The organism is Umezawaea sp. (assembly GCF_057122925.1).
The window spans coordinates 1-13,308 of sequence record NZ_DBNGPQ010000047.1 but is presented as its reverse complement, the minus strand read 5'-3'; the positions used below and the strand labels follow the sequence as shown (position 1 = coordinate 13,308).

Genomic DNA, 13,308 nt, shown 5'->3' with positions numbered 1-13,308 from the left:
CCAACTGGTAGCAGTCTATTCATCTCATATGGCGACAGTGGGGCCCACTGTGACATGACCCACCGGCGTGAACCATTGACGTGCCCGCCCGTACCCCGCGCGGAATGGCCGAACGGCGCCCTTCCAGAGCGAAGGACGCCGTCGTGCCTACAGGTAGGACCGTTGACCCTGCCCCCAGGACATCGCCGCGGCGAGCTGCGCGCGGCGACCGATCTCCAGTTTGCGGTAGATGCGGGTGATGTGGAGTTCGACCGCACGGGTGGACACCGAGAAGTGCTCGGCGATCTGCCGGTTGGTCTTGCCCTCCAACATCATCAGCGCGATCCGCCGCTCGTGCGGCGTGAGCGGGTCGTGGTCGATCGCGTCGACCGCCTGCCCGTCACGCGGGCGCACCAACGCGGGCTCCGGACGTTCCACCTGCGGGACGCCCATGAGGACGTGCCACTGGCGAACGCGCAGCTCCGCGATCACGTGCGACCTGATGTACGGGTCGGCTCGGATGAGCTCGCGGACCGCCTGCTCGTCCGCGGCCTGGCACAGCAGCATCGCCGCCGAACCGTCACCCACCAACCCGCCGCCGATCAGGACTCCCTGATCGGCAAGACGCTTCCAGTAATCACGATGTGCCACGTGAATCGATCTGCGCACGTCGCCAGCGTCTCGGAAAATCATCTCAATGATGAAAGCCACTGGTTGATCCCCATTTCATTCAGCGGCCGATAACTACTCCCCTACTTAACTGTGGTGATTTTGTCTAGTCAAGTGATGCAGATCACATGACATATACCAAACCCATATGACTCTTATAGCAATGGCGTCGGTGTAGGTCCGCGAGAACTAATCATCGGCGGCCGGACCCTCTTCCCGATCAGGCAATCACGCGCTCGCGGCGCTGGTGCTCACCACCGGCTCGGCACCGCGGGGAGCGCCGGCCTTCAGATGTTTCAGCACGATCACGGCGACCGCGGAGATCACCGTTCCGATCACCAGCGCGACCACGAACAGCAGCGGTTTCCCGATCAGGGGCAGCACGAAGATACCGCCGTGCGGCGCGCGCAGGGTCACTCCGAACACCATCGACAACGCGCCCGTCGTGGCCGAGCCGAGCATGATGGAGGGGATGACCCGCAGCGGATCGGCCGCGGCGGACGGAATCGCGCCCTCGGTGATGAACGAGGCGCCGAGCAACCACGCTGCCCGCCCGTTCTCCCGTTCCACGTCGGTGAACAACGCCTTGCGAACGGTCGACGCCAGCGCGAGCGCGAGCGGCGGCACCATGCCCGCCGCCATCACCGCGGCCATGATCTGGAGCGAGGTCCCGGTGCCGGTGGTGAGGCCGCCGACGGCGAACGCGTACGCCGCCTTGTTGACCGGCCCGCCCATGTCGAACGCCATCATCAGCCCGAGCAGCGCGCCCAGCAGCAGGGCGCTCGTCCCGCTCAGCCCGTTGAGCCAGTTCGTCAGCCCGGTCGTGGCGGCGGCGATGGGCTTGCCGACCACGACGTACATCAGCACGCCGACCACGACCGACCCGAGGAGCGGGTAGACCACCACCGGCATGATCCCCGCGACCGAGCGCGGCACCCTCACCCGCGTCAGCGCGCTGACGACCCCGCCCGCGAGCAGGCCCGCGACCAGGCCGCCCAGGAAGCCCGCGCCGACCGTGACGGCGATGGCGCCGCCGACGAACCCCGGCGCGATGGCGGGCCGGTCGGCGATGGCGAACGCGGTGAACCCCGCCAGCACCGGCACCAGGAACCCGAACGCCGCCGACCCGATCTGGAACATCAGCGCGGCCCAGCCCCGCACCGAGAGCGCGTCGAACTGGTCGGTCACCTTCGGGGCGTCGACGATCTCGTAGCCGCCGAGCGCGAAGCTCAGCGCGATGAGCAGACCGCCCGCGGCGACGAACGGGATCAGGTAGCTGACGCCGGTCATCAACCACTGCCGGACCTTCGCGCCGGTGCGGTCGCTCGCGCCGACCCTGGAGGTCGGCACGGGGGCACCGGTCTTGGGCGGCCCGGCCGCCACGGCTGCCTTGGCCTGCTCGAACAGCGCCGCGGCGCCGTTGATCGCCTGCTTCACGCCGACCTCGACGACCGGCTTGCCCTCGAACCGCTCCCGGCCCCGCACGGCCACGTCCACGGCGAAGATCACCGCGTCGGCGTCGGCGATGACCGCCGGGTCGAGCGGGGCCGATCCGGCCGAGCCCTGGGTCTCCACCTCGATGGTGTCCCCGCCGGCCCTCGCCGCCTGCTCCAGCGACTCGGCGGCCATGTACGTGTGCGCGATGCCCGTGGGGCACGCGGTGACGGCGACGAACTTCACGGGGCCACCTCCTGGCGGACGTACGCGGCGACGAGGGCAGGGTCGGTCGCGGCGGTCAGGGTCTGCTTGAACTCGGCCCGCACGAGCCTGCGGGCCAGCGCGGCGAGGATCGTCATGTGCTCCGCGCCGCCGCCCTCCGGCGCGGCGATCAGGAAGATCAGCGTCGCGGGCCCGTCGTCCGCGCCGAAGTCGACGCCGCCGGTGCTGCGCCCGAACGCCAGCGTGGGCGCGGTGACCGCGGCGGAGCGGCAGTGCGGGATGCCGATCCCGCCTTCGAGGCCGGTCGCCATCCGCGCCTCGCGCTTCTCGACGTCGGCGAGGAACAGCTCCAGGTCGGTCACCCGGCCCGCGTCCACGAGCCGCTGGGCGAGGGACCGCACGGCGGCCCGGCGGTCGCGTTCGGCCAGGTCGAGGTCGACCAGTTCCGTGGTGATCAGTTCGGCGTCCATGCCGCGGCTCCACTGAGGTTGAGTGATTCGTCGACGTCGGTGCGGCGCACCCCGTCGGTCCGCACGTCCTTCGGCATCCGGCTGCCCTCCAGCGCCACGGCCGCCGCCCCGAACGCGACCGCCGCCAGCAACGCCCGTTCCCCGCACGCCCCGGCGTGCAGGAACCCGGCCAGCGCCGCGTCCCCCGCGCCGACGGTGCTGCGGACCTCGGTCGGCTCGGCCCGCGCGTGCCACGCGTCGACCTGGTCGACCAGCAGCGCCCCGTCGGCGCCCAGGCTGACCAGCACCGCGCCGACCCCGCCGCCGACCAGCGCGCGGCAGAAGTCGAGCACGTCACCCAGCCTCGGCAGCGGGTGCCCGGCCAGCTCGACCAGCTCGTCCAGGTTCGGCTTCACCAGGTCCGGCCCCGCCGCGCACGCCGCCGCGAGGGCCTCCCCGGACGCGTCGACCGCGACCTTCGCCCCTGCCTCGCGGGCCACCCGGACCAGCCGCGCGTAGAAGTCCGACGGCACCCCGAGGGGGAGGCTGCCGCAGCAGACCAGCCACTCGGCGCGCGCGGCCAGGAGCGCCGCACGGGCCTCCAGCGCCGCCAGTTCGAACGACGACAGCTCGGGGCCGGGCTCGTTGACCTTCGTGGTCGTGCCGTCCGGCTCGACCAGCGCGATGTTGCTCCGCGTCGCCCCGGCGATCGGCACCGCGACCACCGGAACCCCCTCGGGGGCCAGGAGCGCCGCCAACCGGTCGCCCTCGGGACCACCCGCGGGGAGGAGGGCGACGGTGGGCGTGCCCGCGGCGGCGAGGGCACGGGCGACGTTGACCCCCTTGCCGCCGGGGTCGAGCCGCGTGGAGGTGGCCCGCAGGACGTCGCCGCGCCGGAAGTGCTCCAGGGTGGCGGTCCGGTCGACGCTCGGGTTGGGGGTGACGGTGACGATCACCGGGTCACCGCCCCGCGGGTGCGGGGTGGGCGGGTTCGGGGGAGGCGAGTTCGCCGGGTTCGGGACCGCCGAGGCCCGAACGGGCGGATCCGGCAGGCCAGGGATCGACAGGCCGGGCCGGTGGTCCGGCAGTTCCGGGCGGTCACGTCAGCACCACCCGCGGTCCGGCGTCCTCCAGCTCCGGGATCGCCGTGGCGTCCAGGCCGGTGTCGGTGATCAGCACGTCGATGTCCGCCCACGCGGCGAAGCGGCTCAGCTGGTCGGCGCCGTGCTTGCTCGAATCGGCGAGCACGACGCGGCGGCGGGCGGCCGTCACCATCGCCGCCTTCACCGCCGCCTCCGCGATGTCCGGGGTGGTGCAGCCGCGGGTGGCGGAGAAGCCGTTGGCACCGAGGAACGCGACGTCCACCAGCAGGCCGTCCAGGGCGTTCAGCGTCCACGACTCGACGGCCGCGAGGGTGGTGCCGCGGACCCGTCCGCCCAGCAGGTGCAGGGTGATGGCGGTCCTGGACGCGACGATCGCGGCGACCGGCACGGAGTTGGTGATGACGGTCAGCTCGCGGTCGGCCGGGAGCAGCGTGGCCAGGCGGGCGGTGGTGGTGCCCGCGTCGATGAGCACCGTGCCGCGTTCGGGGATCTCGTCGAGCGCCGCGCGGGCGATCCGGTCCTTCTCGGCGGCGTTGGTCTGGTCCCGCTGCGCCACACCGGGTTCGAAGTCGAGGCGTTCGACGGTGACCGCGCCGCCGTACACGCGGCGGACGATGCCCTGGCGTTCCAGCACCCCGAGGTCGCGGCGGATCGTCTCGGGGGCGACGCCGAGTTCCGCGGCCATGTCGCCGACGTCGATCCGGCCGTCGCGGCGGGACCTCTGCGCCAGGAGTTGGTGCCGTTCCGCCGCGTACATGCCCGGTTCCCTCCGGTTGCTGCCCGTTGAGAACCGATTGTGACCGTTGTTGCGACAGTGTCAAGACCCTATTGCCGTGAGAGGGTGGCGAGGTGGTGAAACTCGAACGCGACGCGGCAGGCGTGGCCGTCCTGACCATCGACGCTCCCCCGCTGAACCTCTACACCGCCGAGCTGCACGAACAGCTCATCTCGGCGATCTCCGAGGTCGAGGACGACGCACCCCGCGCACTGCTGGTCCGCGCCGAGGGGAAGGTCGTGAGCGGTGGCGTCGACGTGTCGCTGTTCTCGGCGCAGAACGGGCCCGCCGAGGCCAAGGTGCTGTTCGACCGGATGCTCGACCTGCCGGACCGGATCGCCGCCCTGCCGTTCCCGACCGTGTTCGCCGCGCACGGCCTCACGCTGACCTGGGCGTTCGAGGTCGCGGTGGCGTGCGACATCATCCTCGCCGCCGCACGCGCGAAGTTCGGCCTGGTCGAGAAGGTCATCGGCCTCACCCCCACGATGGGCGGCACCCAGCGCCTGGCGGCCCGCGCGGGCGTGGGCCGCGCCAAGGAGTTCGTGATGACCGGCGAGCGCTACGACGCGGCGACGCTGGAGCGGTGGAACGTGGTCAACCGCGTCCTGGCCGACGACGGCTTCGACGACGCGGCCCGCCAGTTCGCCGCGACCCTCGCCGCGGGCCCGACGCGGGCGCACGCGGCGACCAAGGAGGTGCTGGCGCACTTCGAGAACGGCGGCGTGCCCGAGGCGAACGCCCACGTCACCACGATCGCCGCCGCCCTCTTCGCCACCGAGGACCTGCCGAACGCGGTCCGCTCGTTCCTCGCCGACGGTCCGGGCAAGGCCACCTTCACCGGCCGCTGAACCGGGCAGGACCGGGCAGCGGGCCCGGCTCTAGCGGGGGTCGAACGACGACGCCGCGTACCAGGCCAGCGCGGAGCGCAGCTCGCCCACGTCCTGCCCCTGCCTCGTCTTGGCCTTCTCGTGGGAGATCGGGTAGGCGCGGTAGCCGCCCTTGTACGGCTTGAACGTCCCGTGCCCCACCGTCGCCGGTTCAGCCGCCGCGCTGACGAGCCACACGACCAGCCACGGCTTGCCGCGCCGGTACACGACCTTGACCCTGGAGATCGCGTACCAGGGCAGCTTCCGCTCCTGGCTGCCGCTCGACACGGTGAGCCCGTCCGGCCCCACCTCCAGGCCGAGGCGCGGGCGCAGCGCGCCGACGAGCATCCTGATCGACCACAGCGAGAACACCAGCGCGGTGATCAGCGCGACGTACTGGACGTCCTGCTGCACCTGGCCGGACCCCTGGAAGGCGAGCGCGACCAGGGTGATGAACCCGGTCACCAGCCCCCACCCGATGTCCGACGTCCGCGACTCCTTGAACCGGACGCCGACGGGCTTCTTCGGCTGCGCGACCGGCGCGGGCTTGGCCTTCTTCTCGACCTTCGGCGCCCGGTCGACGGCCCTGGGCTCCATCGCCTTGGCCACCACGGCCTTCGCCTCGATGGCCTTGGCCTTGTCCACGACCGCCTGCACGGCCCGCTGCACCTGCTTGGCGGCGGCGCCCGCGATCACCGGCGCGGCCTCGGCCATCATCCGCGTCGCGGGCTTGCCGCTCGGCGGCGGTGCGCCGTTCGGCACGGGCAGGGCGCTCAGCTCGGTGTGCCGCTGCTCCACGAGCGTCCGCACGGGCGCGGGCAGCCACGTGTCGTCCAGGTGCGGCACGTCGATCGTGGCGAGCAGCCTGGCCGGGGTCGGGCGGTGGTCCGGGTCGCGGACGAGGCAGGGCACGATCAGCGGCACGAGCGCGGGCGGCACGTGCGCCAGGTCGGGTTCCTGGTGCACCACGCGGTAGACCAGCGAGGCCGTGGAGCCGTCGCCGAACGGGCCTCGGCCGGTCGCGGCGTAGACCAGCACGGCGCCGAGCGCGAACACGTCGCTCTGCGGACCGATCCGGGTGCCGGTGACCTGTTCGGGCGACAGGAAGCCGGGGGTGCCGAACACGACGCCCGCCTCGGTCAGGGCGGAGTGCTCCAGCGCCCGCGCGATGCCGAAGTCGATCACACGGGGACCGTCGGAGGCGAGCAGCACGTTGGACGGCTTGAGGTCGCGGTGCACCAGGCCTGCGCCGTGGATCGCGACCAGCGCCTCGGCCAGTCCGGCGGCCAGCCTGCGCACCGACTGCTCGGGCAGCGGCCCGTGCGTCTCGACGGCCTGCTGGAGGTTCGGTCCGACCACGTACTCCGTGGCCATCCACGGGCGGTCGGCGTCCGGGTCGGCGTCCACGACGGCGGCGGTCCAGAAGCCGCCGACCGACCGCGCCATGTCCACCTCGCGGCGGAAGCGCTCGCGGAAGGCCGGGCTCTCGGCGAGTTCGGCGCGGGCCACCTTCACCGCGACCGGACGCCCGCCGCGCGAGCGACCGAGGTACACGGCCCCCATCGCGCCCTTGCCCAACCCTCTGAGCAGCACGTAGTCACCGATGCGCTGCGGCCCGTCCACGGGCAGTGGCTGCACCTGTACTTCCTCCTCATGCCGTCGGCCCTTCCAGAGTAGAGGGATCGACCACCTGTTCGTGGTGACCTGCGACTTTCCGCGATCGTTCGGTGACCGTTCACGCACGTGACCACGGCTGTGAGCACTTATTTCGGTCAACACTGAAGTTATAGTGATCAAGTGCGAGAGATGGCTCACGTCCTGGGCTAAATCGATTTCACCAGGGCCGTGAGGGTTGGGAGGATGGACGGGTGGCTGTCACGACCGAGCGTCCCGCGCCCTTCCGGGTGCGGTCGCTCGTCCCCCTGTCCCTCGTCAGCGCGGCCGTCGGTCTGGGCGCCGCGCTCGCGTTCCCCTTCATGTCGGTGTTCCTCAGCCAGGAGGTCGGCGCGAGCCCGCTCGCGCTCGGCACGTTCCTGCTGGTCACGCCGCTGGCGTCGCTGGTGGCCAGCACGCTGCTCGGCCGCCTGTCCGACGCTCGGGCGGTGCGCCGCACCCTGCTGATCGTCGGCGCGGTCACGGGTGCGGTCGGGTACGGCCTGTTCGCGGTGCTGCGGAACTACTGGGTGCTGCTGGCGGTGTCGGCGACTCTGGTGGCCGTGGCGTCGTCGCTGCTGCCGCAGATGTTCGCCTACGCCCGCCAGGTGCTGGAGCGCGGCGGCTCGACCAGGGCACCGCTGATCATCACCGGCCTGCGCACGCTGATCTCGCTGGCCTGGGTCGCGGGTCCGCCGCTGGCCGCGCTGCTCGTCGCGCGGACCGGGTTCACCGGCCTGTTCGCCGCGACCGGGCTGGTGTTCGCCGTGGTCGCGCTGCTCGCCCTCCGCCTGCCGGAGGTCGCCGCGGCGCCGCCGGTCGAGGAGGACGCCGAGCCGGTCGTGCCCGGCCCGCCGCCGCGCTTCGCCCTGCCCGTGCTCGCCTTCGTGCTCCTCCAGGGCGCGATCTCCCTCGGCGTGGTCACGCTGCCGCTGTTCGTCACCGAGCAGCTGGGCGGCACGACGACCGACGTCGGCCTGATCATGGGCCTGTGCGCCGCGCTGGAGATCCCGCTGATGATCGGCTTCGGCGTCCTGGCCACGCGGGTGGACCAGCGCACGCTGGTGCTCGCCGGCGCCGTCGTCGGCGTGGGCTACCACGCCGCGATGCTGCTGACCGGCAGCACGTGGCACGTCGCCGCGGCCCAGGTGCTCAGCGCCGTCGTCATCTCGGCGGTGATGGGCATCGGCATCTCGTACTTCCAGAGCCTGTCGCCGGAGCGGCCCGGCCACGCCACGACGATGTTCACCAACTCGGCCACGGTCGCCACCATGCTCGCGGGCCCGCTGCTCGCCCTCGCGCAGGTGCTGACCTACCGCACGGCCTACGGCATGAGCCTGGTGATGTCCGTGCTCGGCCTCGCGCTGCTGCTGGCGGTCCGCCCCCGCGCGGACTGACACCGGGTCCGCGTCGTCGCGGGAGGGCCTCAAGGGGTCGGAGGGGGTTTCCGTCGCCCCTGCCGCGACGAAAACCCCCTCCGGATATCGGTGGGACTCACGCCACCCCTGCCGCGGCGCGAACCCCTCCGAGTTCGGTGGGACCTAGCGGTGACCGCCCAGTCCGGTCCACTTCAGGCCCGCCCGGCTGAGCACGTCCGGGTCGAGCAGGTTGCGGGTGTCGACGACGACCGGCTTGCGCACCAGCCCGGCGACCCTCGCCCAGTCGAGCGTGCGGAACTCCGGCCACTCGGTGAGCACGACCAGCGCCTCGACGTCCTTGGCCGCCAGGTACGGGTCGTCCACGACGTCCATGCCCACCGCGACCGAGGAGCCTGCGCCCATCGCCGGGTCGTAGCCGACCAGTTCGGCGCCCGCCTGCTTGAGCAGCGCGGCCACCGCGAGGGCAGGCGAGTCGCGCAGGTCGTCCGTGCCCGCCTTGAACGTCAGGCCCAGCACGCCGATCCGCACGTGCGACAGCGATCCCGTGCGCTTGCCCGTGACGGCGAGCCGGATCTTGTCCACCATGCGCTGGCGCTGCCGGTCGTTGGTGTCGATCGTGGCGCGCAGCAGCCGGAACTCGAAGTCGGCCGCGTCCGCCACCTGGAGCATCGCGTGGGTGTCCTTCGGCAGGCAGGAACCGCCCCAGCCGGGACCGGGCGACAGGAACGACTGGCCGATGCGGCGGTCGTAGCCCATGCCCTCGGTCACGTCGGAGATGTTGGCACCCAGGCGCTCGCACAGCTCGGCGACCGCGTTGACGTAGGACAGCTTCATCGCGAGGAAGCAGTTCGCCGCGTACTTGACCATCTCGGCGCTCGCCGCGTCGGTGAGCACCGTCGGCGCTCCGAGCCGGGAGTACAGCGCGGCGACCCGCTCGGCCGCGTCCTGGTCGTCGCAGCCGACCACGATCCGGTCGGGGTTCAGGAAGTCCTTGACGGCGGAGCCCTCGCGGAGGAACTCCGGGTTCGAGACGACCGAGATGTCCGGACGTCCCAACAGCTCCGAGGTGAGGACCGTCGTGCCGACCGGCACGGTGGACTTGTTCACGATGACGCAGCCCTCGGCGAACAGCGAGCGGCATTCGTCCACGACGGACTCGACGGCCTTCAGGTCGGCCAGCCCGCCGACGCCCATCGGCGTGGGGACGCAGAGGAACACGACCTCCGCACCGCCGTCGTGCGCCACCACCGCGGTGGACGCGCCCACCACGAACGACAGGCGGCCCGACGCGATGCCCTCGGCGACCAGCTCGGGCAGTCCGGGTTCGAGGATGTCGACCTCGCCGCGCGTGAGCCGCTCGACCTTCTCCACGTCCACGTCGGCGCACACCACGCGGTGACCGAGGGAAGCCAGGCAGGCGCCCGTGGTGAGACCGACGTAGCCCGTCCCGATCACTGCGATCCGTCGGATGAACACCTTGCGACACTCCCCTGTCCGATGGCCGGGCGCGCCGACCGCCGCCGCGTATCGAGCCGACACCTCCTTGTCGTCCGACCACGGGGAAACCGTTACGCGGTCGGACGGTGAACTTCGTCGCCCCGGCCGGGACCGGGGCGACCAGCCCGCTAGAGCAGCGTGATGGCGCCGTGCGAGGCCGCCGTCGCCAGCTCGTCGTCACCGGCGAAGCTCGCCGTGTAGCCCTGGAGCAGCACACCGACCCCGACCAGCGGGTACACCGAGGCGTCGCACTTCGCCACGCCCGTCGAATCGGTGGTGGCGCCGCACAGCAGCAGGCCGCCGACGGTGCGGAACACGATCTTGCGGCCCGCCACCGGGGCACCGGTGCGGGTCTGGGTGAGCTTCGCGTCGAGGCTGCGCACGGTGAAGCCGAGGATCCGGAGCGTCAGCGTGGCCGAGCCCGCCCTGAGCGTGCTGCCCGCGGGCGGCACGCGGTGGACGTCGACGCCCACCGGCCGAGCGCCGACGGGGATCGTGGCGGTGACGGCGAGGGTCGCGGTGTCGATCACCGACACCGTGCCGCTGCCGTTGTTGGTCACGTAGGCCCTGGTGCCGTCGGGGGTGAGCGATACGCCGATCGGCCGGTCGCCCACCGGCACCGAGCCGACGAGCACGCGCGCCGCGACGTCCACAACGGACACCGTGTCGAACTCGCTGTTGGTCACGTAGGCCCGCGCGCCGTCCGGCGTGATGGACACGCCGTGCGGGGTGAAGCCGACGGCGACGGTGCCCAGCACCGCGTTGGTCGCCGTGTCGACGACGGCGACGTTGTCGGACGCCTTGTTGACGACGACCAGCCGGGTGCCGTCGGGCGTGACGTCCACGGCCGTCGGGGTGCTGCCCGTGGCGATGCTCGCGACGACGGTGTTCGTGGCGGTGTCGATGACGGACACGGTGCCCGGCCCGGCGACGTCGTGCGCCACGTAGGCGGTCCTGCCGTTGGGCGTGAAGGTGACGCCGTCGGGGTTGGGGCCCACCGCGATGGTGGCGGCGACGGTGAGCGTCGCGACGTCCACGACCGAGACGGTGCCGTCGCCGTAGTTGGTGACGTAGACGTGGCCGCCGTCCGGTGAGACCGCGACGCCCGCGGGGTGCGCCCCGACCGCGACGGTCGCGTCGACGGTGTTGGTCGGCGCGTCGACGACCGTCAGGGTGTTGTCCCGGACGTTGGTCACGTACCCGCGCGTGCCGTCGAACGCGACGTCGACCGTGTAGGGCGAACCACCGCCGCCGTCGGCGACCGTCGTGGTCACCTCGTTGGTGGCCGTGTCGATGACGGACACGCCGCCGCCGTTGTTGGCGACGTAGCCGAGCACCCGGCCCGCGGGCGCGGCGGACGCCGTGACGGGTGCGACGAGCAGCGCCGCGGCGAGCGCGGCGACGCCGACGACCGTCGACTGTGGACGAAGTCGATCGAGTAGCTGCATGTGTGCTGCCTCCTGGCGCGAGAACCCGACCCAGAGCGGACATCGCGCGCGGGCGGAGCGGCGTTAGCCCGTCCGGCCGTCGTCCACCTCCCGGCCGACCGGGACCGCCGATCTCGTCACGCTGCGTGGCGACCCGACCTTGTCCGCGCCGATCGTGTACGAACTCCGCGACCGCTCGGGAACGGCGGCCGATCACCGGGGAGAACGGCGCGGGAACAGCGGGAGCGGATCGGCGGGCACCGGGGCGGAATCGACGGTCCCGACGGTCATCACCCCACCTCGAATCGGCGTCGGTGCGCTTTGTCGTCACGTGGAATTGCCACTCGCCGTGAAACCGCTGTTCACGCAGTGTTCCCGCCTACCGGGATTCATCGGGCACCGATCTTCCGAATCCGAAGTCGCGCCACAATCCCGCACCGGCCTTGATTGTTCCGTGATATGGCTGCCCACCTCGGGATTCACACCCGCGCGAACACGATCATGACGTTGTCCCACAACGGAAACCGGGTGGTCACGGCTTGACGGGCGCCTGCCCTGCGTGCAGTGTGTGGCCCGGTGAACGACCCGTGTACGCGGACGTCCCGAGTTCCGCGAGGCATTGCAGCGGGTCGCCGGAATACACGTGAGCGCGCTCCACGAACTACTCCGACGGGAACGCGCCTGGAGGTCCAGAGCAGTGAAGAAGAGACTTGCCGTGCTGTTGTCCGGAGGTGCGGTGGTCCTGGCGGCGTGCTCGCCGGGGCACGGTGCCAGACCCAGCCTGGTCGCGGGCGATTCCGGCGCGCCCTCGACCAGCACATCAACCAGCGCGTCGTCGAGCGGCTCCGAACCGGGTCCCAGCTCCGCCGCACCCCCCACCACCCCCCAGCCGACCTCGCTCGTGAAGCCCCCGGCCGTGCAGCCCCCACCGGCCACCGGGACCCCCGCCCCCGCCGGAACCCCCGGCTGGCTGCTGACGGCGGGCAACACCGGCCTCGCGGCCCACGGGCTCTCGTGCGACTCCCTCCCGCTCTACAAGGGCGGTGACGCTCCCCCGGCGGGCGCGGTCATCTCCGGCGTCCGGATCGAGACGTCGCTGACCCTGTTCGCGGGCGACATCACGATCGAGAAGTCCTGCGTCCGACCGAACCAGCTCAACGAGGGCTCCCACATCGTCACGACCAACGGGCCGTGCGAGGACAGCTGCCAGGTCACCGGCAGCCCCGTCACCATCCGCGACTCCGAGATCGACGGCTCGAAGCTGTCCGCCACGACGATCGCGAAGTCGTGCGCGTTCCTCGGCGTCGCCACGCTCCAGCGCAACTACGTGCACGGCATGGGCTCCGGCATCTGCTTCTTCAACACCGGCAAGACGCTCGACGCGGTCGCCGAGGGCAACTACGTGACCAAGCTGCGCGCGGGCGGCGACTCGCACAACGACGGCGCCACGGTCCGCGACTTCCCCACCGGCTCGAACCCCGAGCGCCGGCTGGTCTTCCGCAACAACCGGATCGACTGCTCCACCGGGAACGACACCGGCGCCATGTTCATCCAGACCTACGGCGGCGACATCGACAACGTCACCCTGGAGGGCAACCTGCTGGAGGGCGGCGGCTACAATCTCGGCCTGGAAGCGGGCTTCGGCAACAAGTACGGCCGCAACATGCGGGCCGTCGACAACCGGTTCAACAGCACCGGCTGGGGCGCGTCGTACGTGACCGACAAGGGCCTCGGCTACAAGTGGGCCGAGTGGCGCGACAACTTCGCGAACAACCCCGGCGTCGCCGAGAACGAGGGCCAGGCCGTCTCCCCCTGACCGCTGCTCGCGCGACGGGCCCGCACCCGGCGCCGG

At 71.8% G+C, this 13,308-nt stretch carries 11 protein-coding genes; 3 read left to right on the top strand and 8 right to left on the bottom strand.

Going from position 1 to position 13,308, the window contains the following annotated elements; all coding sequences use genetic code 11:
- Positions 1–147: 147 nt before the first annotated feature.
- The 5 genes from AC156L_RS09035 to AC156L_RS09015 all read right to left on the bottom strand — a co-directional run bounded on the left by AC156L_RS09035 (position 148) and on the right by AC156L_RS09015 (position 4,616).
- Positions 148–690, bottom strand: coding sequence for a helix-turn-helix transcriptional regulator (locus AC156L_RS09035; RefSeq protein WP_330877076.1), 543 nt, complete (start codon positions 688–690; stop codon positions 148–150).
- 186 nt (positions 691–876) lie between these two features.
- Positions 877–2,328 carry a PTS fructose transporter subunit IIC gene (locus tag AC156L_RS09030; RefSeq protein ID WP_330877075.1) on the bottom strand — a complete coding sequence of 484 codons (1,452 nt, stop codon included), beginning with the start codon at positions 2,326–2,328 and terminating at the stop codon, positions 877–879.
- Positions 2,325–2,777 (bottom strand): PTS sugar transporter subunit IIA, encoded by a 453-nt coding sequence (locus tag AC156L_RS09025; protein WP_330877073.1) that lies wholly within the window; start codon positions 2,775–2,777, stop codon positions 2,325–2,327. Before AC156L_RS09025 ends, AC156L_RS09030 begins: the two co-directional genes overlap by 4 nt.
- Entirely contained in the window at positions 2,762–3,712 is a 951-nt protein-coding gene (gene pfkB, locus AC156L_RS09020) for a 1-phosphofructokinase (protein ID WP_330877072.1), read from the bottom strand. Before pfkB ends, AC156L_RS09025 begins: the two co-directional genes overlap by 16 nt.
- Before the next feature lie 142 nt (positions 3,713–3,854).
- Positions 3,855–4,616, bottom strand: a complete 762-nt coding sequence (locus AC156L_RS09015; RefSeq protein ID WP_330877071.1) for a DeoR/GlpR family DNA-binding transcription regulator — start codon at positions 4,614–4,616, stop codon at positions 3,855–3,857.
- A 92-nt stretch (positions 4,617–4,708) separates the two neighbouring features.
- Between AC156L_RS09015 and AC156L_RS09010 the strand changes: the two genes are divergently transcribed.
- Positions 4,709–5,482 carry an enoyl-CoA hydratase/isomerase family protein gene (locus AC156L_RS09010; protein WP_414719925.1) on the top strand — a complete coding sequence of 258 codons (774 nt, stop codon included), beginning with the start codon at positions 4,709–4,711 and terminating at the stop codon, positions 5,480–5,482.
- A gap of 30 nt (positions 5,483–5,512) precedes the next feature.
- Here the strand turns inward: AC156L_RS09010 and AC156L_RS09005 are convergent, their stop codons facing one another.
- Positions 5,513–7,138, bottom strand: a complete 1,626-nt coding sequence (locus AC156L_RS09005; RefSeq protein ID WP_330877070.1) for a serine/threonine-protein kinase — start codon at positions 7,136–7,138, stop codon at positions 5,513–5,515.
- Positions 7,139–7,368: 230 nt separating this feature from the next.
- Here AC156L_RS09005 and AC156L_RS09000 point away from each other — a divergent pair, with 230 nt between their 5' ends.
- Complete coding sequence (locus AC156L_RS09000; protein ID WP_330877069.1) at positions 7,369–8,550, top strand: sugar efflux transporter; 1,182 nt, start codon at positions 7,369–7,371, stop codon at positions 8,548–8,550.
- A 144-nt stretch (positions 8,551–8,694) separates the two neighbouring features.
- Here the strand turns inward: AC156L_RS09000 and AC156L_RS08995 are convergent, their stop codons facing one another.
- Entirely contained in the window at positions 8,695–10,008 is a 1,314-nt protein-coding gene (locus AC156L_RS08995; protein WP_330877068.1) for a UDP-glucose dehydrogenase family protein, read from the bottom strand.
- A gap of 149 nt (positions 10,009–10,157) precedes the next feature.
- Complete coding sequence (locus AC156L_RS08990; RefSeq protein WP_330877067.1) at positions 10,158–11,477, bottom strand: YVTN family beta-propeller repeat protein; 1,320 nt, start codon at positions 11,475–11,477, stop codon at positions 10,158–10,160.
- Positions 11,478–12,153: 676 nt separating this feature from the next.
- Between AC156L_RS08990 and AC156L_RS08985 the strand changes: the two genes are divergently transcribed.
- A complete protein-coding gene (locus tag AC156L_RS08985; RefSeq protein ID WP_330877066.1) occupies positions 12,154–13,272 on the top strand; it encodes a right-handed parallel beta-helix repeat-containing protein in 1,119 nt (372 codons plus the stop codon).
- The last annotated feature ends 36 nt before the right edge of the window (positions 13,273–13,308 follow it).

Bases quoted from the DNA above. Each gene is read 5' to 3' on its own strand.
- AC156L_RS09025 (WP_330877073.1), bottom strand. From the start codon at position 2,777: ATGGACGCCGAACTGATCACCACGGAACTGGTCGACCTCGACCTGGCC.
- AC156L_RS09015 (WP_330877071.1), bottom strand. From the start codon at position 4,616: ATGTACGCGGCGGAACGGCACCAACTCCTGGCGCAGAGGTCCCGCCGC.
- AC156L_RS08990 (WP_330877067.1), bottom strand. From the start codon at position 11,477: ATGCAGCTACTCGATCGACTTCGTCCACAGTCGACGGTCGTCGGCGTC.